The organism is Mycoplasma miroungigenitalium, assembly GCF_013008635.1.
Lineage (GTDB): Bacteria > Bacillota_I > Bacilli_A > Mycoplasmatales > Metamycoplasmataceae > Mycoplasmopsis > Mycoplasmopsis miroungigenitalium.
Map to the genome: position 1 here is coordinate 296960 of NZ_CP053096.1, position 23086 is coordinate 320045.

General features: G+C 29.4%; 22 protein-coding genes. 11 read left to right on the plus strand and 11 right to left on the minus strand.

Going from position 1 to position 23086, the window contains the following annotated elements:
• Positions 1–26: 26 nt before the first annotated feature.
• From HLA87_RS01395 to HLA87_RS01440, 10 genes are all read right to left on the minus strand, one after another.
• Entirely contained in the window at positions 27–4370 is a 4344-nt protein-coding gene (locus HLA87_RS01395; protein ID WP_171111175.1) for a PolC-type DNA polymerase III, read from the minus strand.
• A gap of 105 nt (positions 4371–4475) precedes the next feature.
• Positions 4476–4847, minus strand: coding sequence for an MG284/MPN403 family protein (locus HLA87_RS01400; protein WP_171111177.1), 372 nt, complete (start codon positions 4845–4847; stop codon positions 4476–4478).
• Positions 4848–4892: 45 nt separating this feature from the next.
• Positions 4893–6323 carry a proline--tRNA ligase gene (gene proS, locus HLA87_RS01405; RefSeq protein WP_171111180.1) on the minus strand — a complete coding sequence of 477 codons (1431 nt, stop codon included), beginning with the start codon at positions 6321–6323 and terminating at the stop codon, positions 4893–4895.
• 85 nt (positions 6324–6408) lie between these two features.
• Complete coding sequence (locus HLA87_RS01410) at positions 6409–7752, minus strand: aldehyde dehydrogenase family protein (RefSeq protein ID WP_171111182.1); 1344 nt, start codon at positions 7750–7752, stop codon at positions 6409–6411.
• A 6-nt stretch (positions 7753–7758) separates the two neighbouring features.
• Entirely contained in the window at positions 7759–8820 is a 1062-nt protein-coding gene (locus tag HLA87_RS01415) for an aminopeptidase P family protein (protein ID WP_171111184.1), read from the minus strand.
• 10 nt (positions 8821–8830) lie between these two features.
• The gene (gene era, locus HLA87_RS01420) at positions 8831–9700 is read right to left on the minus strand and encodes a GTPase Era (protein ID WP_171111186.1); all 870 of its coding nucleotides are present in this window, start codon (positions 9698–9700) and stop codon (positions 8831–8833) included.
• The gene (gene cdd / locus HLA87_RS01425; protein ID WP_171111188.1) at positions 9700–10092 is read right to left on the minus strand and encodes a cytidine deaminase; all 393 of its coding nucleotides are present in this window, start codon (positions 10090–10092) and stop codon (positions 9700–9702) included. The genes era and cdd overlap by 1 nt, the downstream gene beginning before the upstream one ends.
• 2 nt (positions 10093–10094) lie before the next feature.
• Positions 10095–10550 carry an rRNA maturation RNase YbeY gene (gene ybeY, locus HLA87_RS01430; protein ID WP_171111190.1) on the minus strand — a complete coding sequence of 152 codons (456 nt, stop codon included), beginning with the start codon at positions 10548–10550 and terminating at the stop codon, positions 10095–10097.
• A gap of 22 nt (positions 10551–10572) precedes the next feature.
• The gene (locus HLA87_RS01435) at positions 10573–10965 is read right to left on the minus strand and encodes an MAG1140 family protein (protein WP_171111192.1); all 393 of its coding nucleotides are present in this window, start codon (positions 10963–10965) and stop codon (positions 10573–10575) included.
• A complete protein-coding gene (locus HLA87_RS01440) occupies positions 10940–13027 on the minus strand; it encodes an Mbov_0121 family peptidase domain-containing ABC transporter (protein WP_171111194.1) in 2088 nt (695 codons plus the stop codon). Before HLA87_RS01440 ends, HLA87_RS01435 begins: the two co-directional genes overlap by 26 nt.
• A 72-nt stretch (positions 13028–13099) precedes the next feature.
• On the opposite strand from HLA87_RS01440, the gene HLA87_RS01445 reads away from it, so the two are divergent.
• The 11 genes from HLA87_RS01445 to HLA87_RS01495 all read left to right on the plus strand — a co-directional run bounded on the left by HLA87_RS01445 (position 13100) and on the right by HLA87_RS01495 (position 22529).
• Positions 13100–13543, plus strand: a complete 444-nt coding sequence (locus tag HLA87_RS01445) for an RpiB/LacA/LacB family sugar-phosphate isomerase (protein ID WP_171111196.1) — start codon at positions 13100–13102, stop codon at positions 13541–13543.
• Between the two features lie 409 nt (positions 13544–13952).
• Positions 13953–14927: an AEC family transporter gene (locus HLA87_RS01450; protein WP_171111199.1), complete on the plus strand. Its 975-nt coding sequence runs from the start codon at positions 13953–13955 to the stop codon at positions 14925–14927.
• 177 nt (positions 14928–15104) lie between these two features.
• Positions 15105–15452 carry a hypothetical protein gene (locus HLA87_RS01455; RefSeq protein WP_171111201.1) on the plus strand — a complete coding sequence of 116 codons (348 nt, stop codon included), beginning with the start codon at positions 15105–15107 and terminating at the stop codon, positions 15450–15452.
• Complete coding sequence (locus HLA87_RS01460; RefSeq protein ID WP_373422502.1) at positions 15443–16804, plus strand: MAG4530 family protein; 1362 nt, start codon at positions 15443–15445, stop codon at positions 16802–16804. Before HLA87_RS01455 ends, HLA87_RS01460 begins: the two co-directional genes overlap by 10 nt.
• Positions 16797–17219: a hypothetical protein gene (locus HLA87_RS01465; protein WP_171111205.1), complete on the plus strand. Its 423-nt coding sequence runs from the start codon at positions 16797–16799 to the stop codon at positions 17217–17219. The genes HLA87_RS01460 and HLA87_RS01465 overlap by 8 nt, the downstream gene beginning before the upstream one ends.
• A gap of 79 nt (positions 17220–17298) precedes the next feature.
• Positions 17299–18348, plus strand: coding sequence for a YihY/virulence factor BrkB family protein (locus HLA87_RS01470; protein WP_171111207.1), 1050 nt, complete (start codon positions 17299–17301; stop codon positions 18346–18348).
• Positions 18349–18459: 111 nt separating this feature from the next.
• Positions 18460–19536, plus strand: coding sequence for a DnaJ C-terminal domain-containing protein (locus HLA87_RS01475; protein WP_171111209.1), 1077 nt, complete (start codon positions 18460–18462; stop codon positions 19534–19536).
• 62 nt (positions 19537–19598) lie between these two features.
• Positions 19599–20072: a hypothetical protein gene (locus HLA87_RS01480; RefSeq protein WP_171111211.1), complete on the plus strand. Its 474-nt coding sequence runs from the start codon at positions 19599–19601 to the stop codon at positions 20070–20072.
• Positions 20073–20142: 70 nt separating this feature from the next.
• Positions 20143–20820: a (d)CMP kinase gene (gene cmk, locus HLA87_RS01485; RefSeq protein ID WP_171111213.1), complete on the plus strand. Its 678-nt coding sequence runs from the start codon at positions 20143–20145 to the stop codon at positions 20818–20820.
• Positions 20810–22120 carry a ribosome biogenesis GTPase Der gene (gene der, locus HLA87_RS01490; RefSeq protein WP_171111215.1) on the plus strand — a complete coding sequence of 437 codons (1311 nt, stop codon included), beginning with the start codon at positions 20810–20812 and terminating at the stop codon, positions 22118–22120. Before cmk ends, der begins: the two co-directional genes overlap by 11 nt.
• Positions 22121–22256: 136 nt before the next feature.
• Positions 22257–22529: an HU family DNA-binding protein gene (locus tag HLA87_RS01495; RefSeq protein WP_171111217.1), complete on the plus strand. Its 273-nt coding sequence runs from the start codon at positions 22257–22259 to the stop codon at positions 22527–22529.
• Here HLA87_RS01495 and recU read toward each other — a convergent pair.
• Positions 22522–23007, minus strand: a complete 486-nt coding sequence (gene recU / locus HLA87_RS01500) for a Holliday junction resolvase RecU (protein WP_171111219.1) — start codon at positions 23005–23007, stop codon at positions 22522–22524. The two genes, HLA87_RS01495 and recU, sit on opposite strands and share 8 nt — an antisense overlap.
• Positions 23008–23086: the final 79 nt, after the last annotated feature.

Genomic DNA, 23086 nt, shown 5'->3' on the forward strand with positions numbered 1-23086 from the left:
TGAAATAAATTTTACTAAATACTTAACTAAAACAATCTCATTTGATCTGTTTCATCTAATTTTGCAAAAATACCCATTTTTTCCATTTTTTCAACTAATGTTTTATTGACTTTAGCTCTGGTTATAAAATCCTGAATAGAGCTGAATGATTTTTCGTTACGGGCATTAACAATAGACTCAGCAACCGAATCACCTAAACCGTCAAGCGATTTAAAAGGTGGTATCAGACATTTTTCATCATTATCAATTACTCATTCATGAGCCAGAGAACGCTCAATATCTATATTTGCTATATACAAACCTCGTGCGTATAGTTCGCGGGTAATTTCCAAAGTAGGCATTAAATCAATTGATTTGTTATCTAAATCTTTACGATTAACAGATTGAAGTTGAACTAACTTGTTATGAGCCTTCTTACCGTTACGTACATCAACCATGCTTTCTACATCAACTGCTTTAGCGTGGGTTGCAAAATAAGAGGCGTAAAATGCCAATGGTTGATTTATTTTAAATCAGCCAATTCATCAAGCCATTAAAACATATGCTACGGCATGAGCTTTAGGGAACATATACGCAATCTTAAGCATTGAATCTATCTGTCATTCTGGAACATTGTATTTTCTCAATTCGACTTGTTCTTCAGGTGTTAAACCTTTACCTTTACGGACCTTTTCCATGATATTGAATGCATAACGATTGGGAACGCCTTGTGCAACTAATTTAGCAAGAATGTCGTCACGACAACAGAAAATGTCAGGAAGACTAAAACCCTCTTTCATTATTAAATCTTGATTGTTTCCAATTCAAACATTTGTTCCGTGGCTCAACCCAGATATAGATACTAAATCAGCAAATGATTTAGGTTGAGCTTGCAATAACATTTGACGAACAAACTGAGTACCAAATTCAGGCAAACCGATAGCGCCAGTTACTTCACCACCAATATCAGATGGTTTTATCCCTAACGGATCTGTAGAATTAAACACCTTAACAATTTCAGGGTCATTTTTAGGAATATCAGCAATTTTCAATCCAGTATATGTTTCTAACATTTTGATTATCGTAGGGTTATCATGGCCCAATAAGTCAAGTTTTAACACATTATCATGAATAGCTTTGTATTCAAAGTGAGTAGTAAATCAGGTTGAATTTGTATCATCGGCAGGGTAATTGATTGGAGTAAAGTCGTAAACATCATATTCAGTAGGAATAATGATAATACCTCCAGGGTGTTGACCGGTTGTACGTTTTACACCGTCAATTTTAGTAGCTAAATACATAGCATAAGCATCTGAGTAATCGGTATGTGTCTCTTCAACAAAATTCTTTACATATCCAAAACCAGTTTTAGGTGCAACAGTAGATATAGTTCCAGCCCTTAAAGTGTGTGTTTGACCGAATAATCTTCTTGTTTCATTATGCACTTCACCTTGAAATTCACCAGAAAAGTTAAGGTCAATATCAGGAACTTTGTCGGCTTTGAAACCAAGAAATGTTTCAAAAGCAATATTATGCCCATCTCTTTCCATATCAATTTCACAGTTAGGACATTTTTTATTTTTTAAATCATAAGCAGAAGTAATCCCAGGAACATTTGCTAATTCAAAAAATTTACAATTGTTACATAAATAATATGGCGGTAGGGGGTTAACTTCAGATATTTCGCTTAGTGTTGCAACAAGAGATGATCCAACGGAACCCCGACTACCAACGACATAGCCTTCATCTAATGATTTTTTAACTAATCTGTGTGAAATTCAATAGATTACGTCAAAACCATACTCAATAATAGGAGTTAATTCTGCTTTAATTCTTTGATCTACAATCTCAGGTAAATTCTCTCCATATTTTAATTTTGCATTTTGATAAACCAGTTCTCTAAGTTTTCTTGAAGAGTCATCAAATTTAGGAGTATATAGTCTGTCTTTTATAACAACAACTTCTTCACACATATCTGCGATTTTGCGGCTATTAGTAATAACAATTTCTTTAATTAAGTCTTCATCACCAAGAAATTCAAACTGATCCAGCATTTCATTAGTGGTTAAAAATTCTTGATCAGGTATAGTTAAGGTTCCTTCTTTGGCTCTTCCATAATTGTATAAATAGTGGCGAGCTGCACCTATCCCCTTCGCATAAACCAAAATTTCAAATGCTTTTTTATCGGCTTTATCAGCATATCTGACATCGCCTGTAGCAACTGGAATTTTATTGTATTCTTTAGCGGTTAGAATAATGTCTTTCAAACCTTCATAGAGTTGTTCTTTAGTAATAAATTCCATGTCAATCCAATGTTGAAACACCTGCGGAGCGGGAATTTCAATATAGTCATAACGTTTAATTTCCTCCAAAAATTGGCTACGCGAAGCATAGAAATAATCGTCAATTAATTTAGATTTCAGCGTTCCAGAACCAAACAACAAGTCAGGATCTGGTTTAATATCCTCATAGAATGTTCTTGGCCCATAACTATAATTTTTTGTTAAACAATTACTTACCATCGCAAATTGTTTTTTCAAACCTAGTTGATTACGAACCAAACTTGTAAATGCATAAGGAAAACGGTCTTTGAATTCATTTTCAGGTTTGAATTCTAATAAATCATGAAATGTGAAGATGTTTTTGGTTGACATCATATGCATCATTTCTAACCAGATATCAGCTAGGACTTTGGCGTCATAATCTCCACGGTGAGCAACATTTGGGTTATAGTTAACACCTAAATTAGCAGCTAAATCTCCAAGTGAGTGTTTTTTACGCTCAGAAAAAATTAATCTCGATACTGCTAAAGTATCAATAACTACAACATTTGGAAACTCCATATTATTCAATCTGAATTGTTCCTTAATAAAGTTGTAATCGAATTTTGCGTTGTGTGCAAGAGCTATTTTGCCATTTAAATCATCATAAATTTTTTGTAAAGCGGATTTACAATCAAGACCAGTACTATCAATATCTTTTTGCGTAATACCTGTAAGTTGTGTGGTATACGGTTTTATTTTTTCCTTTGACTTTACTAAAAATTGTGTGGGTTGAGGAGCAACTTTGTTAACATTAATTACGTATGAACCATATTCAATTAATTCATGAAACTTTGGACTTAAACCAGTAGTTTCAATATCAAATGAAACATAAGAATAATCTGTAATTTTTCCACTTGGAACTTCGCCATAAAAAATGATTGGGTTTTTATGGAATACGGAAAAAGAAGCTGCATACAACCCTTTTACTTTAGATTTTTTTGCTTTTTGGTAAAAGTTAGGATAACCTTGAACGGCATCTAAATCGCAAATTGCCACGGCAGGCATACCAAATTCTTCTGCTTTTGAAATAATGTCAGGTGGATTAAATAGTCCGTCCATAGTATTCAATTTAGACGAAACATGCAATTCTACTCTCTTTAGGTCTTCAGGGGCTGTGTCAATACGTTTTTTAAGTATTGATTCTGTCTTTTCAAATGAATCAATATATATAAATCATTCTGGCTTTCCAAAAGTTTGATAAGCACTAGTACCGAATAATTTGATAAAATTCCCAGTTTTTAAATCTTTATTTAGAATCTCTTCATCAAGTGCTTCGTCCTTAAATCATTTAACATTAATTGCGTCAGTGTGATCGGTAATTGAAAATGAATATATATATTTTTTATTTTTAGTAACAATTAAATCGGTAGCGTATATTTCACCAGTAATAGTTACATTTGTTTTTTCGGGTAAGTGTTTTATATTAACGATTTCAACATCCTGATATTGCTTTCTAGATCATTTTTTGCTAGGTTTGTTATCAGTGGTTTTACTTTGTACAGGTTTAGAATTCATCAATTTTAAAAATTGTTCTTGTGCTAATAAATCATTATCTCTATTTGATTCGTCAAGTTCTTTCAATATAACACTTTGATATCTTAGTTTTAGATTTAAATTTTTATAACCATATTTATTCAAAGAATTAGATAACTGTTCAACCAAATCTTTAAATTCATTAAAACGGTCCTCACTAATAGTTGTAACTTCAAAATTCGAGCCATCCAAACCAATTAATTCCTTGTTTCAATCAAAAACTTTTAGTTTTGAATATTTACTTTTCGTACCAATTATGTATTCAATAAATTTAACCAAATTATTGTGTTTATACTGTAATAAGTCAAAATTAAATGTTATAAATACTTTATAAATTTTATTTGATCTTATAGCTACTAACAAAGCAAAAAAATCTTCAGGATTTATTTCATCTCTGAAGTTTATATTAACACTGATTTGGTCAATTTCAGTTTCATATTTAGTAACTTCAAGTTCGGTTTTTATCAAATTATTCGGTACTTTAAAACCTATTGAATCACAAAATTTTTTAAATCTGTTATTACTTTCATTCATAATTCCCCCAGCCTATTATTATCATTATAATTTAAAAGAACAAAACCATAAATAATGATTGATATTTTCTTAATAAATTTGAAATGAGCGCCGAAGCGCTCGTTTCTAAAAACTATCAAAATAATAAAATAAAAACTCATCAACCATTGCGGCTCGCCTTTTGTAATAAGTGGTTTTAGAGCAAAGCATATCTCATCAGAATGGGTCATCACAAGGATTCAATAACTCATTATCTAATATTTCGCGACTAATATCGCTCATACACACCAACACCCTTTGCATATTATCTGAGTAATAGTTGTATAGGTTTTTAATATCACTAGTTAATGATGAAGGTTTCTTACTATTTTTAAATTCATTCATTCTTTTGCTTTTAGCTCGCCCTAATTCTAATTGGCATATATCTTTAACACCTTTATATTTTTCAAGTTGTGTTAAATTATAATTTGAGAAGTTTTGGATTAAAAAAGAATTCATATTATCTCCTAAATAAAAAACTTAGCGAAATGCTAAGTCAATCTATTAGTAAGCGCGTGCAAAAATCACAAAACGTTTTGTAACATGATGGCACGTAATACATGGTTTCATTTTTTCGTCTCTTTCCATTGATTTAGGAATACAACGTGTGGTAGCACCTGTTTCAGCTTTAATTTCTTCCTCTTCTTCGTCATGACAGCAGAAAGGAGCTAAAACGAATTTAGATTTAGAAATTTGATCCACAAATTCTTCATATGTGTCAACGGCAACAATATTTTTGTCTAATCTTTCTTTTGCTGTTATGTATAGATTATTGTGAATGTCATTAAGTAAAGTTTTAACTTCTTTTTTAACTTGATTAATTGGCATTACAATTTTTTCTAGAGTGTCTCTACGAACTATTGTTACCATATTGTTTTCTAGGTCTCTAGGACCAATTTCGATTCTTAATGGAGTACCTTGGATTTCGGAATTAGAAGCTTTAAATCCAGGGTTTTTATCAGAATTATCCAATCTTACTCTATAGATTCTTCCTAAATCTTTAACTAATTGTTTTGCTACTTCGCTTACTTTTGGGTTTTTAGATGCAAATAATTCAAGAATATCGATTTGAGTTGGCGCAATTCTAGGCGGGATAATTATTCCTCTATTATCACCATGGGTCATAATAATTGCTCCCAACAATCGAGTAGAAACACCCCACGATGTTTGATAAGCAAATTGAATATTGTTATTTTCGTCCTTAAAAGTAATTTCAAAAGGTTTTGAAAAATTTTGAGCAAGATAGTGACTAGTACCGGCTTGTAAAGCTCTACCATCCTTCATCATCGCTTCCACTGTATATGTACTGCATGCTCCCGCAAATTTTTCTTTAGGTGTTTTTTTGCCAACAATTACAGGAATAGCTAAGTAATTTTTAAGGAATTTTGCATAAAGCGAAATCATTGTTCTGGTCAATTGACGCGCTTCCATTGCATTATTATGACATGTGTGACCTTCTTGTCATAAAAATTCGCGACTTCTTAAGAATGGGTTAGTTGTTTTTTCTCAACGAACAACATTTGCTCATTGATTATAAATAATCGGTAAATCTTTGTAAGATTCAATTGAGTTTTTAAATAAATCAGCAAATAATACTTCTGATGTTGGTCTAACAAAAACTTTTTCTTCTAATTTAGCCTCACCAACTTGTGTAATGGTTGCTAACTCGGGATTAAAACCTTCTATATGATCTTTTTCTTTGTTAAATAATCTTTCAGGTATTAACAAAGGAAGATAAACATTTTGGACTCCTTGTTGTTTAAATTCTTCATTTAAGTATTTTTGAATCAACTCTCAAATACCAAATGAATTTGGTTTAAAGACTAACGTACCTTTTAATGGTCCATACGCGATTAAATTACCTTGTTTTACGACATCGGTATATCACTTCGCAAAGTCTTTTTCTAATGGTGTAATTTTATCTAATTCTTTCATAAATTCATTATATATACTTTTTTTAAAAACTTAATATTTTTATTAAAAAAATGTGTTTTCGGTCGCTTTTGCAAAAAAACACATTTTATTTAATTATTTTCTTTAAAATTTTCAGTTTTAATTCAGAATACGGATGCTCACTTAATTCAGTAGAAAATCAAGTTCTACGATAATAACTAACTGAATTTGAAAATTCTAAAAATCCTGCATGTCCATGACTGCGTCCATGACCTGATGATCCGACACCGCCAAAAGGTAAATAATGATTAGCTAACTGAATCAATAAATCATTAATCACTAAAGCACCTGTTCTTATGTTTTTAAAAACCTCATCAACAAATTTTTTTTCTTTAGTGAAAACGTAAGTTGCTAAAGGTTCTGATTTTTCAGATATCTTACGAACTATTTCTGAAAAATCTTGATACTCAATAACAGGTAATAATGGGCCAAATATTTCTTGCTTCATAATTTTATTATCTCAATCAGAAATGAATGCTTTTGGCAAAATTTGAGTATCAGTGTATTGAACGTTAATATCACTGGGGATTAAACTCATAATTCTTTTATGATGTTGTGCGCTTATTATTTTGGGAAAATTCTCAAGTTTATCCAATTTTGCATTTATGTAATCTTGACAATATTCGATAAATTTAGTTCCTTTATTTTTAGGAACAACAATATAGTCTGGAGCAACGCAAGTTTGACCACTATTGATAAACTTAGCAGCCATAATTTTATTCGCTGCATTCCTTAAATCTGCACTATAATCTAAAATGACTGGACATTTGCCGCCTAGCTCAAGAATTATAGGTGTGTGAAATTTAGCAACTTGTTCGCTGATTAAGTTCCCTACACGTTCCGAACCGGTAAAAAAAACAAAATCAAATTTGTTTTTTAACATCTCTTTAATATCATTAACATCAGGGCTCATGACATATACCTTATCTGTTTTTAAATCTTCATTAATAATTTTCGTTATCAAACTAGAAGAATGTTTTGAAAGTTCAGATGTTTTTATTATTACTCTATTTCCTGCTGCAACAGCAGAAATTAGAGGCATAAACGTTAAATAAAACGGATAATTTCATGGGCTAATAATGAGACAGTGCCCCATTGCCTGTTGAATAATTTTAGAAACGCCAGAAAATACAGCCAACGGTGTTTTAACTTTTTTAGGTTTCATTCATTTTTTTAGATTTTTAAGTACAAATCTAATTTCATTTAAAATTAAACCAATTTCAGAAAAATAAACTTCATTCTCATGTTTGTTCAAGTCTTTTTTTAATGAATAGTTTATGTTGTTGATGTTTTCTTCGATTATCGATTTTAATTTTTTAAGAATTGAAACACGTTCTTCATAGGAAATAAACGGCGTTTTTAAAACATCGCGCCTTTGAGATTCATATTTCAATAAATCTTCTTGTTTCATAAATTACTAAGATCTTTCTTCTGGTTTAGAAAAGACATAACGTCCTGTTTCTGTAACTAAGACATCGTCTTCGTTTCTAGCGCCACCAAGACCTTCAATATAAATTCCTGGTTCAACTGTAATAACCATTCCTGGTTCTAAGGTGTAATCATAACCTTTAGAACTTACATATGGCAATTCATGAACATCAATGCCTAAGCCGTGTCCAGTACCATGAACGAAATATTCACCATAACCCGCATTATTAATGTAGTCACGACAAATTTGATCGATAGTGCTTGCTTTAATACCGGGTTTAACTGCATCTCTACCAGCTTTAGCAGCAGCTAAAACAATGTCTAAAATTTCTTTAGCTTTTGGGTTATTAATATTAACTTTGCCATTCTCATCGGGCATAATAATTGTTCTTGTAATATCTGCGGAATAACCTTTATATAAAGCTCCAAAATCAATCTTTAATAAATCACCGGCAACTAATTTTCTATCCGTTGGGTGATGATGAGGTTCAGCCGAAGAAGACCCTGTAGCAACTATCTCATCGAAACTTTCTTTCTCGGCGCCTTTTAACTTCATTAAATAATTCAACTTCGCAGCTACTTCCTTTTCAGTCATACCTGGTTTTATTCATTTATAAAGTTCGTTAAGGGCTTCTAAAGAAATATCTATTGATTTTTGCATTATTTCAATTTCTTCATTTGATTTTAAAATACGTAATTCTTGACCACGGATGAAAACTTCTTCGGTTGGATTAATTAAACTTTGTAAATATTTGTGTGTTTGAAGGTTTAAATAATCTTCTTCAAAAGCAACTTTGTTGTATTTTTTTTCCGCGAAGAAATCTTTCAAAGAACTTCCAACCAATAAGTGAACATTAACGTTTTTGGCATTATTGCGAGCAAATTCAATGTATCTACCATCAACGAATAAATGTGCTTCATTTTTTTCAATGATTACATACCCATCAGTTGTTGGAATACCTGTTAATCATAATCTAGTTTGTGGTGCTTCAGACACGATTGCGTCAATATTGTGTTCTTTAAACACTTTATCCAAATATTTTCTATTCATATTTTCTCCTTTAATATCCCATTTTCTTTAAAAATTTAGGATCATTTATCCATTTATCAGCTATTTTAACTTTTAGACGCAAATCGACTTTAGTATCAAATAGCATTGACATATGTTTGCGGGCATTAATGCCTATATTTTTTATCATTTGGCCATCTTTTCCAATAACCATCCCTTTTTGCGAAGGTTTTTTAACGAAAATTAGGGCTTCGATATTAATTTGATCTTCATTTTCAATAAATTCATTAACCTCAACAGCAATAGAGTGTGGAAGTTCTTCGCGAAGCAATTTCATTGCTGAAACTCTAATTATTTCTTTAGCCATAAATCTCATTGATTTATCAGTTATATAATCTTCATCATAATATGGTTCGCCATCATAACAACAAGATTTCAATTCTTCAATTAAGCTCTTAATTGAAGAGATATTATCCGTTGAGATACTGTATATTTTTTCAAAACCATATGATCTCAATTCTTCAACTTTGGCTAATAAAATATCAGGCGATTTAGCTAAGTCCATTTTTGAAATAACAGCTATTTTATTTTTTTGATTTTGTATTTTTTCTAAAATTACCCTATCTCCCGACCCAATATTTTCATTTACGGGCGAAAGAAATAAGATACAGTCAATATCTTTCAATGAATCGTACGCATTTTTGTTTAATGATTCACCTAATTTGTTTAATGGTTTGTGTATTCCGGGAGTATCAACAAAGACAATTTGATAACCTGGTTCATTATAAACCCCATTAATTTGATCTCTTGTTGTTTGTGGTATGTTGGAAACTATCGCCAGTTCATAGTTTAAAATTTGGTTTAACAATGATGATTTGCCAACGTTTGGTCTTCCGATAATACTTACAATACTTACTTTCATTACTTAATTTGCTCACTTCTAATTGGTAAAGGTACTAATTCAACTAATTTGAATGTTTTAACTACATCTCCTTCGCCATTATATAAGTGAACTAATGCATCATCTTGCATAAATTCTGTCAACACTTGTCTACAACCAGCACATGGTGAAACCACACCAGCTCCAGATGAAATAATGTGAATTTCTTTAAATGTTCCTACTACTGCACCGTGTGCTACTGAACCGAACAGCGCTGAACGTTCAGCACATAATCCTGATGGGAATGCTGCGTTTTCAACGTTAACACCAGGTCATTCTCTCCCTTCAGCATCAATTGCGATGGCTGCCACTTTAAAGTGTGACCAAGGGCAGTATGAATATTGTAAAAGTGATTTTAATTTTTTAACGTCCATTTTTATTCCTCTCTAGTAATACCTAATGGATTGAATATGTCGTCAACCATTTTATCCATTTCGACTTTTTCAGTTTCTGTTTCATGATCATAGCCCATTAAGTGAATTAATCCATGAGCAAATAAATAACAATATTCTCTTCTCACTGAGTGATTAAATTCTTCGGCCTGAGACTCAACTTTTTCATGACTAATAATTAATTCACCAATCGGTAAAATTGGCAATTCATTATAGAAGTCATCATTCCCGAAATCAAATGACAAAATATCGGTTGCGTAATCCTTTCCTCGGTATTTTTTGTTTAATTTTTTGATTTTTTGATTATTTACTATCGAAACATCCAAAACGATTGTTTTATCGATATTAAAATAATCTTGTAGATTCCTTAATATTTGTTTGTATTCATTTTCAAAATGGAATGATGTACCATTTTCAATATTAATATTAATTTCAATCATAAGTTAATTATATAATAATGACCTAATACTTCAATGATATAAAATTAGATAAAATTGAGCTTTTGTCATAGTACAATACACCTTCTATATGCGTATTTGGGATTAGCCTCATATTTCGTGGCAATTTGTAAAAAGTAACTAAAACATTTTCATTGATTTTTTTAACCGCACTTACTTTTAATAGGTATATTTTATTATCGTAATTTATTGATATTTCTTTATTTTTATCAATATAAAATAAAGATTTTTCAGGAGCTAATAGCACTAAATTCTTCTTTTCATCAACAATGAAATTAACCTTAATTGTTTTTTCAATTTTATAAGTTAACACGAAGTAGAAAACAAAAATTGATAATAAAGTTATAACAACTAAGTATATTCAAAATCACTTAGTTAATTTTGTTAATTTTGTCAAAATCCACCTCCTTGTTTACATGCACATATTTCTTATTGTGACTGATTTCAATAAAGAAGGCGTCTTTTTGATATTCTTTTATTTTTTGAATCATCAATTTAAATATTTTTTCGTCAACATTATCAAATGCCTCATCCAACATTATCAGTCTATATTTTTTAGTGAAAAGTTTAAGCAACACAATAAATTGTTTTTGACCTTTAGAAATGTTGGAACCATTATTAACTAGTTCAGTATATAAATTCAACCTTAATGAATCCATTAATTCATCCAGTTTATATTTTTTAATATTTTCCAATAATGTTTCTTGATTTTGCTTATTATTAGATGTAATAAATTCAATAATATTAAAGGATGGTAAATATGGGTCAGAACTTATCAAAATCGAATTTTCTTTAAGACTTTCATTATCAATAAAATCAAGATCTATATCGTTAATCCTAATTTGACCTAATCAATTGCAAATTCTGTAATTTAGTAAATTTAATAAAGTGGTTTTCCCACCACCATTAGAGCCTATAATTTGCGTATTTTTTGGCAATACTAAACTTTTAATGTTTAGTATTTTTTTGCCATAATCAAAGCCGAAGTTAATATCAGTTAATTCAATCTTGTCTATATTTTTAATTTCAACCCCTTCATTTTTTATTTTAGATTCTGTTAAATTTAAAACAAAATTTACCATTTGAATATGTTTATTAACTATATTTTTCATCATTATTATTGATGTTAATGAAGTAATGGGTTGTACAAAATAATTTAAAGTTGTAAGAACCATTACTAATGTGCCAACTGTTAAAGAATTCTTGAAAATTAATAAACAACCAGTAAACACAATAATCATCCCCAAATTTCCAATCACCAGATCAACAAGTAAATTATTAACTATTTTCTTATTGAACATTGAATAATCAGCGTTCATACTTTTAAGCATCTTCTCCCTTCTTTTCAACTCTTTAAAATTTTTATCAAGTGAAGTATTAAAAGTATTCAGTGTAAATATAACATCTAAATCTGATTCTGCTCTTTGATGGGCTTTTGAAATAAAGTCATTATATTTTCTATTAATATGCATTTGAAAAATAACATTTGTAAAAACAGCAAATATTAAAAATATTAAAATTATCAAAAATAATAAATAATTTAATCAAATAAGCAAAACACAACTAACAATAATTGAAGCTGTTTCTACAAAAAAAGAATAAACAAAATTAGCTTTATAATTTGCAATAAAATTAATGTAACTGGCCCTCTTTATCAGTTCGTTATGTGTCATTTTATTTAATTCATTAATTGGCAATCTTTGAATTTTTAAATAAAAATTTTCAGAAATTTCTAACTCAATTTTATTGGATAACTTTCTAATAATTATGTCTTTTATCGAGGAATTTATAAATCGGAGAATATTTATTCATAAAAATGAAATAAATAGAACAATTAATGTTTTGATTAAATTATTAGGTAAGACGTAATCAAAAGTTAGCTTTACAAAAAATGAAGAACTAAATGTTAATATAACCGATAAAATGGCAAGTAATAATAATCCGAATGTTTGTTTTGTAAATGTGAACATTGAACTAACTTTGTCTTCAATTTCATTTATAGCTTTTTCGTTTTTTGAATTATCCATTTTATAAGCAAAAATGATTACATTTTGATAAATAGATTTAAATTCGTCAAAAGAAAGTTTATTTCTGCCACCAATATTGGAATCTTGTACCACTAAATATTTATGTGTAATTTTTTCTACTATTAAATAGTGTGCTAGCTCATTGTTTTTAACTAACACTAAAAGCGGGAAATCAACTTTATTAATATTTTTAATTGAATCGAAATCTGCATTATATGGATCTAGTTTTACCCCGTGTTGGCTTGCAATTTCACTTAAATTTGCTAAATTTATACCTTGCGGAGTATAGTGCGCTTTGAGTTTTAAATAGTTTATATCGACATATTCTTTATTTAACTTCAAAAAAAGATATTGCAAAACATGCAGGCCGCAGTCTTTAGAATCGTATTGTTTAGTAATTTTCATATCATTTATTGACCAGAAAGTGTCCATTTTTTAAAAAACGGAAAAAATTAATAAAAACGCATACTTTTTACTATAATAATCATAAATGTAAGGAGAATTATGAGTAAAAAAATAGTAGCTATGGCTAGCGACCACGGTGGTTGCGAATTAAAAAATGAATTAATTAGTTATATCAATGAACTTGGATATGAAGTTGTAGATTTAGGACCAGCTGATTCATCAACTTCTGTTTCTTACTCACTACAAGGCCATAAATTGGCTAATTATATGAAAGAACACGAAGTGAGTTTTGGATTAGGATTTTGTGGAACAGGTTTAGGTATTTCATATGCGCTAAATCGTCACCATGGAATTCGTGCTGCAAGAATTGCTAGTGTCGAAGATGCTCACTTAGCAAAACAACACAATAATGCCAATGTTCTGGTTTTGGGCGGAAGACAAGTACCGCTTGATGAAGCTAAAGCAATGATTAAGGAATATATCAACACCGAATTTGAGGGTGGAAGACATCAAAATCGTATTGATGATATAGAAAACTTTTAAACAAAGCGCTGACTTTGTTTTTTTATAAACTTACTATCATCAAAAATCTATGGGAGTATAATCAATAATTATGCGTGAAGTATTTATATCAACTATAACCAACTCAAACCTCATTGGAGTATGTATTGCGAGCGTTTTATTAATATCAATAGGTTATTTGTTCACTAAATTTGGAATTTTTAAATCGTCTTGAATTAACCCTTTTACTAAAATTATTCTTGAAATTTCAGTTCCAGCAATAGCTCTAAAAGGATTTATGTCGAGTATTTCCCTTAACAAACTTAAAGAGCAAGCTTGAATATTGTTATTGTCCTTCCTCTTTTACATAATTCTTTGCTTTTTTGTGTGATTATGAGTTAAATTCGATTGAAAACTACCGAAAATAGTTAAAAATGCTTCAAACAAAACTATGCTAGGCACAATATCGGCCACCACCAATAATGATGTGCCAAAAGAACGTGCATTAATGATGTTTATACTGATAATTTTCGGGGCAACAGCCACATTTGGATTACCTGTAATTAGTGAATTTTATCAAGGAACATCGCATCAAGCCGGAGCAATAATTAGTGTAAGTATGTGAAACATTCCACAGAGAATAACTTTGTATACATTTGTTTTTGTTATTATTTCAGGTATTAAAATGAATAAAGAAAACTTAAAACAAACATGCAAAAAGTTAGCTACCAATTCAACATTAATGATTACGGTTTTAGGATTATTTTTATGATTAACTCAGTTGATTCCAGGATTAGGAAACTCAACAAAAGATATTGACGCTATTCAAATTGATGTTTTCACGAAACAAATAGACGGTGTTAATTATTTCGACACAATAGAAGTTGTTAAGAAAGCAAAATTTGGCACTAATTTCAACTCTATTTATATCGCAAAAGACTCAAGCAAATACATTTTTGATGCCTCTAAAAATCTTTACATAGCAACTAATATTGAACCTGCTGGATGAATGGATTTCCACACAACTATGCCTTATGTTAATAATGTTGTTTTGACATTATCACGTTTATGTACGCCGCTTGTCTGATTAACAGTTGGTATGAAAATGAGTGAAAAACGCCTTAGAGAAGTTTTTACAGATAAATATGTTTGGTTATACACATTTATAAAACTAATCATCGTTCCACTAATCATGCTAGCAATCATGTATTCGTTCTATACTGCTAAAAAAATACCTGCCGAAGTTTGTTTAACTATTGTTGTTGTTAGCGTAACGCCTCCGGGAACGGTTCCTGCTGCTCTATCATTAATGTATAATAAAGCACCAAACTTCACTGCGAGAGCTTCGGCGCTTTCAACAATAATGTCAATAATTCTAATTCCAATCTTCATTGTGCTTTGTGAATTTATATTTAAATTAACATAACAGCGTCAAAGGCTGTTTTTTAATTAAATTTTAAAATCAATTATGAAAACAACTGCTATAAATGGATACTTTTCACATTTTCCCTTAAATCAAGGTCTTGACTCTGTAGTTTGGATGGCAATTAATATTTTATGGATATAATTTCAGTATAGTATAAAATAGTTTAAATGGAGAAATATGCTAACAATTTATCAAAATGAAAATGTAAACGCGGTATCAACCGAGTTAGATATCTATAAATTTAAAAATGAAATTGATACTTTGAAGAAAGAATTTGAAGAAAATATTTCAAAATTAACAAACATTGCTCAATCAAAAAATATAATATTAATTAAAAATTCGTTGGAAGAAGCACAAAGAGCCTTAAATAATGTTACTTCTCAATGGTATAACTTCCTTTCACTAATAATCTCAAAATCTAAAGTGAATAGCGTTGACAATACAGTAAAATCAATTTATGAAATTGCGTATGAAAAACTGATGGAATATAACAGAGATGTTATGTGAGGTACAACATGTTATTAAAAGATAAAATTAATTTTTTAAAACAAAAAAACTGAATCAAAAACAGCTTGAAAAGATATTACTTATTTTTGTTTCTTTCTACTCTGCTTTTTTCAGTAATTTTATACATTTTTGTTTTGGTAAGTACCAGTAATTTTGAATTATTTAATATCCTAAAAAATAAAAACAAAGGACAAGATATAGCTTTTAAAACCTACGTTTATTTGTATATTCTACTAATTGTTTTATTATTTTTGCAGGTTATTTGATTCTTAAATTCGCTTTCAATAATTTATATTAACAAATATTATGAATATAACTGATTTAGGGCATATAAATGATTAAAATTGAAACTTTTTGTTACTCTGAATATAAGAGTTTTGAAACAAATGACTACTAAAAACGAACAAAAGGATGATGTCGAAAGAAATATAATTTTCAGAATGCAAAAAAACGGTTTCGTTTTGCATGGTTCTAAATCACTTGAACTAAAATATAAAGATTATTTCAGAAAGGCAAACGATTTAGATTTCATTTCTTATGAAAAAAACTGTAAATTAAATAATATTGGTAATTTAAAAACTATTTACAACGATGGTTTATTTGCAAAATACTCTTATGACAATAAGCCGGTGGAAATCTTCTTGCCCAAATTTATACAAAAAAACAAAATTTGAAACAAAAATGGATTTTTTCTTCCAAAACGCCACTTTTTAATTTCAATGAAAATACACCAACTTTTTAAAAGTTTCATGCTTAGTAAAAAAAATCTCGACAAAAGTGATGAAAAAGTAGAAAATGCGTTGATGGATTTAGCATTTTTGATATCAAAATCAAATATTTTAAGTATCAAAAAAATTATTAGTCACATTGAATATATGTATTTTTCAAATTTCTTTGTTTCCTATTTTATGAAATCCGATGCGTTTGTACCCACAAAAGATAATATTAATTCTTTCTTAATTTATATTAATTCCAAACTCAATTTAAATGGTCATCTGTTTGAATTAAATGAGTTATTTAATTTAATTTTTAAAAAGATGAATCTCAAAAAATTTAATTTAATCAGCAAGAAAATTAATGAAATAATCAAAGATAAATATAAATTTGAACAGGAAATATTAAATATTTCTACACATAAAGATAAAACAATTTGTAGTCTGAAAAGAGTTTTTTCCTCAGACAATGAATACAATATTTTGATGTCTAGATTTAAAGAAATCGATTATAAAAATCTATCGGGAGTTTTAAACTCACTTATAGACGAATTCAAAGGAATACAAAACGAAAACAATGGAAGCATCAGTATTGACATCAGGGAGCTTTTACTTTTAGAACTAGCCAAAAGATTAAGAAAGGAAAATTATGAATAAAAAAAATTATCGCACATCATTAATTTTATTCTTAGTAACTTCTTTAACCTATTTATTCATTTCAATAACCGTTTCAATATTCTCTATCATTGAGCAAGTGAATAAATTTGCTGCTCTGCCTATGTTTACATTTATATCGTTAATGTTTTGCTTTATGATATTTGCAGGATTTACATCTTTATATCAATATATCAATTCTTGTGTATTTATAGAATATAGAAAAAACTCTCTAATTATTGAAATAATAGTAATTTTATCAGTATTTGCATACTTTGCTATGATTGTGACATGAATTCTATTACCTGTGAAACATTATATCAATATCTTTTTATCGTTTTCAATTGTTATCACAGTGTTTACGATTATTTCTATAGCATTGACAATTAATAATTTATTATTAATAAATAAAAAATAAACACTCATAATCAAGTCCTTTAATAAGCAACTCAATATACTTGTGTTGCTTTTTTCATAAATCTCCATATAATATTAATATGAGCAATAACGAAGAACAAATTTACACTGGCCAAAATCCAAAAAAAATAAAGAAGGCATATAATAAAAAGATTAAAAAATCAGTTATTAATAAAAGTGTTATACCTAACGAAAATAAACAATGGTGATTACTAGAAAAAATAATCAAATTTTTTATTATGCTTATTTTGTGAATTGCAACTCCAAAAACTACATGGAAAAATAAAAGCAAAACAAAAGAATTAATTGATAGAACGTATAATCGTTTTACCGCCAAAGATCTAACTTTTATACCAATTTCTCTATCGTTTTATTTTTTGGTTTCTTTTGTTCCTATCTTAACGGTAGTTATTGTCCTACTTTCATTCGTTAAAGACTATAACAATGTGTTTTTAAATGTAATATTAGTTAGAATCATCCCAGGGGTTGAAAACTTAATTAATGTGCCAAATCTTAATATTAATCACGGTGTACAATACACAACAATTGCCATTTTATTATTAACATCTACATGACTGGGCTCAAACGGTTGGGGACGATTTATCTACTCTCAAAACTATATTTATGGACACGAAACGTTAGGCAACTTCTTTATAAATAGAATTAAAGGGTTCTTTATTGTTGTTAGTATAAGTATCTATTTATTTTTAGTAACCGCTTTTTATATTTTTATCTATAAATTAATAGCAGCTAATTTAAACTCATTTGGAGAAAAAATATTTTTCTATGTTTCTTTCGATATTTATTTAATGATTGTCCTATATTTTGGTTTTACCTTAATTTACAAATTAACACCAAGTTTTAAATTATCATGAAACTCTGTATTACCTGGTGTTCTTATTGCTTCATTTCCAAATATGTTATTTATTGGGGCATTTGGTTATCTTACTTCATTAATTAAATACAATCAATATGGAGCAATCGGAACATTCATGTATATTGCTTTGTTCGTATCATCGCTTTCTTACTTTATTTTCCTTGGTTTAATCGTTAATGAATCCTATTATAAAACTTATCATTCAAGCTACACAATTGCAAAACGTGAATGACTTTTTAAAAAAATCAAATAACTTTTTTATTGGATTAGCCTATTTTTCAATTTAATAGGCTAATTTTATTTCTTAAATTTACACATTAATTAAATTTAGCAGTCTAATTATTATTGTGCTAAAATATATATCATGAGTAAAAAAGATTATTATGAAGTTTTAGGCGTTTCAAAAGACGCATCAGAAAAAGAAATTAAACATGCGTACCGAAAACTTGCAATGCAATATCACCCAGACAAGTTAAAAGATGGAACCAGTGATAAAAAAATGCAAGAGTTAAACGAAGCGTACGAAGTTTTAAGTGATAAACAAAAACGTGAAAACTACGATAAATACGGTTCCGAAGAAGGGCCACAAGGATTTGGCGATTTTGGCGGTTTTAGTGGATTTGGCGATATATTCAGCAATTTCTTTAATGGATTTGCCGGTTTTGGTCGTAATTCATTTGAACCATCGCGTGGTAATGATATGTTAATGCGCTTGCAAATAACATTTAATGAATCAATAAAAGGTAAGGAAGTCAAACAAAATTTAGACAAGTGAGAGGTATGTAGTCACTGTAATGGTCGTGGTGGTGCGACACCGGCTGATATTGTTACTTGCGATTCTTGTCATGGTAGTGGGCAACAACAAATTCAGCAAAGAACACCTTTTGGCATTATCAATAACACTTCGGTATGTAATAAATGTAAAGGAAAAGGAGAACAAATAATAAATAAATGTAAAGTCTGTTCAGGCAAAATTTACATCAAAAAAGAAAAAGTTGTTACTTTTTCAGTGCCTGCTGGCTCTGATAACGGAGATAGAATCAAACTTACCGGCTATGGTGGTAGAGGAGAAAATGGCGGCTCTTCAGGAGATTTATATGTTGAAATTAATGTTCAACCTCATCAATACTTCCAAAGAGATAATCTAAATATTTATTTAGAATACCCTGTTTCATTTATAGATATAATCAAGGAAAACGAAGTGCTTGTACCGACTCCTTACGGAACAGAAACTATTAAATTACGCAGAACCTACCAAAACGGCAAAACACTTGTTTTGAGCGGAAAAGGTGTTAGAAAGAGCAATCGCGCAGGTGATTTAAAAATATTATTGAAAGTTATTATTCCAGAACTTTCAAGCTCGGATATGAAAAAACTTTCAAAAGATCTTGAACAATATTCAGATACCACAAATACAGATTTCATTAAACAATTCAAATAAACACCAATCGGTGTTTTTTCTTTATCTTAATCTTAATTATTATTTAAAATATAATATATATTATGAAAACAAAGAAAAATCAAAATTTTATCGAACAACTTAATCACAATGACTATAGTCAACAAAGTTTATTTGCTAGTTTTTTAGAATCAGACCCTGAATTTTTTGACGATGTCTCAATTTATTACAAATTAAAACCTAATAACTCACTTGTTTCAATCATGAATGACCCTTGCTTATTTCAATACAAAGCAAAAGTAAATGACATAATCAAATATATTGAAGTTGAAGATTGATATCATCTTGAAGTTAATTTAGGAATGTTAATTTCTAAATTGTCTAACTTTAAAAAAGATATATTTAAATCAGTGTCGCTGCAGCGTAAAGATATATCTAAATTTATGAATGAAAATGTATATGAAATGTTAAATAGTGGTTCGAATTTAGATTTGGGTTTAGAGTCTCGTTTCAATAACGAAGATACTGTAACAATGGCTGAATCAGCAGAAATTGTTATAAATAAAGTACAACTTTAATTCAAAAGTAATATTTTTTAGTAATATTAAATAATATAAATTATATTAGTTCAATTCAAATGGAGGATTTATGAAAAAAATAAATGTCGCAATCGATGGGCCATCTGGCGCTGGTAAATCGACTGTATCGAAAGAGGTAGCGAAGCGTCTAGGATATACTTTTATTAGTTCTGGTAGCGTCTATAGAGCTATAGCTTACGTTGTTTCTAACAAAAATATTGACCCTAAAAATGAAGAAGCAGTAAATGCTATTTTGGATGACCAAATTTTAAAAATTAGTTTAGATGAACACGAAAGAATATATAGTGATGGTGTTGATATTAGTTCATTAATTAGAGCCGATAAAATATCAAAAATTTCATCAGATATTGCCGTTTACAAACATGTAAGAGAATATGTTGTTAAATACATCCAACAAATTACCAAAGCTAAAAAGGGTTATATTATGGATGGTAGAGATACAACATATCGCATTATGCCATATGCTGAAGTTAAAATATTTTTAACCGCTACTGCTCACGAGAGAGCTAATAGAAGAATCCTCCAAAACAAAGAATTGGGCTATAACACAAATTTTCACCAAGTTCTCAAAGAAGTTGAAGCACGAGATGAACAAGACTCTAACAGAAAAAATGATCCATTAAAAATTGTTGAAGATGCGCACGTTATCAATTGTACGGAGATGAATTTCGAAGCCGTTGTTGTTGAAATAATAAGATTAATAAAGGCGGTGGTAAATGAGAAATAATGTAATAGCAATTATTGGAAAACCAAATGTTGGAAAAAGTACACTTTTTAATCGTTTTGTTGGCAAAAAAAGTTCAATAACATATGACGAACCGGGTGTTACAAGAGACAGACTATATGAAACTTTTGAATGGAGCGGTAAAGAAATTAGAGTCATTGATACCGGTGGTATTGAAGTAGAAAATAGACCGTTTCAAGAGCAAATCAGAACTCAAGCTAAAATTGCCATTGAGGAAGCTAATGTAATTATTTTTATGGTTGATGGTTCTGCCGAAATTACTAATGATGACCAAATGATTTTAAGCATGTTAAGAAAAAGTGAAAAGCCTGTTGTGGTTGTTGCCAATAAATTAGATAACACCGATATGTTTAACTGAACGTGATATTCATTAGGAGCTGACAAAATTTTCCAAATTAGTGCTCAACACGGCCATGGAGTTGGAGATGTCCTTGACGAATGTCTTAAAAATTTATATTTGGACGATGAGAAGAGCGAACGAAACTTTAGATTATCAATTATTGGTAGACCAAATTCAGGAAAATCATCACTTCTCAACCTTCTTTCCGGCGAAGATCGTTCAATTGTAAGCGATATAGCCGGTACAACTAGAGATAGTGTTAAAACAGTTGTAGAGTTAAAAGGTGAAAAATTTGAAATTGTTGATACCGCAGGAATAACCAAGAAAAGTAAAATTGTTGATATGATTGATAAATATGCACTAATGCGTGCAATTTCTGCGCTTGATGAATCAGACTTATCAATTATCATGATTGACTCCTCAAGAGAACTTAGCCATTTTGACGCTCGTATAATTGGTTATGCGCTTGAAAATTCAAAACCTATAATTGTTGCAGTAAATAAATGAGATTTAATTGAAAAAGAAACAAACACAATGGTTAATTATGAAAAAAATATGAGAAACACATTTCATTTTGTGCCGTGAGTACCATTCTGTTTCATTTCGGTATTACATAATAAGCGTGTAGATAAACTAATCGACACAATTATTAAAGTTAAAACAAACCTTGAGCGAGATGTAAAACCATCATTGCTATCAAATCTAATAAGAGAAACACAACTAATACAACCTGCAGCACCATACAATGGAGGCCGTTTAAATATCTACTTTGCCAGAAAATTATTAGACACAAGAATACCGACATTTCTAATCTTTGTAAATAATAAAAAATATTTGCACTGAAGTTATGAACGATATCTTGAAAAACAACTTCGCCAAGTTATTGATTTTACCGGTTGTCCAATCAAGTTAATTTTTAAAAATAAATCGGGGCTTGAGTAATAAGCCTTTTTTTCAATACTTTTGGGCGATTATTCGAAGTTTATCAAACACAAATTTAATAAAAATTGTTATAATAATATTACATGGTTATTTTTGATGATATATAAATAATCATTTAAACATGAAAGGATGCATTATGACTAAAAAAGAATTCGTGGCAGAAGTAGCTGAATTAATGGATGTACCAGTTAGAGTTGCAAACGATTTTTTCGACAAATTCGTTTTTGTTCTTAAAGAACGTTTAACAAATGATGAGAAAGTACAATTAAGTTCTTTAGGAACTTTTGAAACCTCAATTAGAAAAGGGCGTGAAACTCTAAACCCGTTTACAAAAGAAAGCATTACAATCGAACAAAAACGTGTTGTAAAATTCAAACCATCTAAATACCTAAAAGATGTTATTAACTAAAACCTTTAATTGTCGGTAAAAAGTCAATCACACCAGGATATGTGAGCTCGACTTGAAAGCCGATTTTTTTTATTTCATCGTAGCTCCAAGATTTTTTCCAATTCTCTTTGAAATACACTGAATTTACAATGTAAAATTCATCCACATTGCTGAATAAAATTATGAAAAATGCATAACCTCCTGATTTATAAATTTTGTCTAAATATTCAATTTGGTGTTTTTTAATATTACTGTTGGGTAATCTAGATTCATTAGTTGATTTTGCTTCAAATGCAATAAAAATTCCATTGAAACAACCTATGTAGTCAACTGTACTCTTTTTAAAAATATGAGCATCTAGCAATTGACGATTATCATTAATTTTATAGAACTTAATGGGTAGACCTTTCTTCTCTATAAAGGCTAAATTATTTTTTTCGTAATAATTTAAAGTTTGATTGATAATTTTTTCTAATAACATTCCGCGATTTTTGTTCATACATTTTCTATTTTATTTTTTCAAAAATTCATCTTAAAAAGGAAAAAATTAACATTTTTATTCAAAAAATTCAATGGAT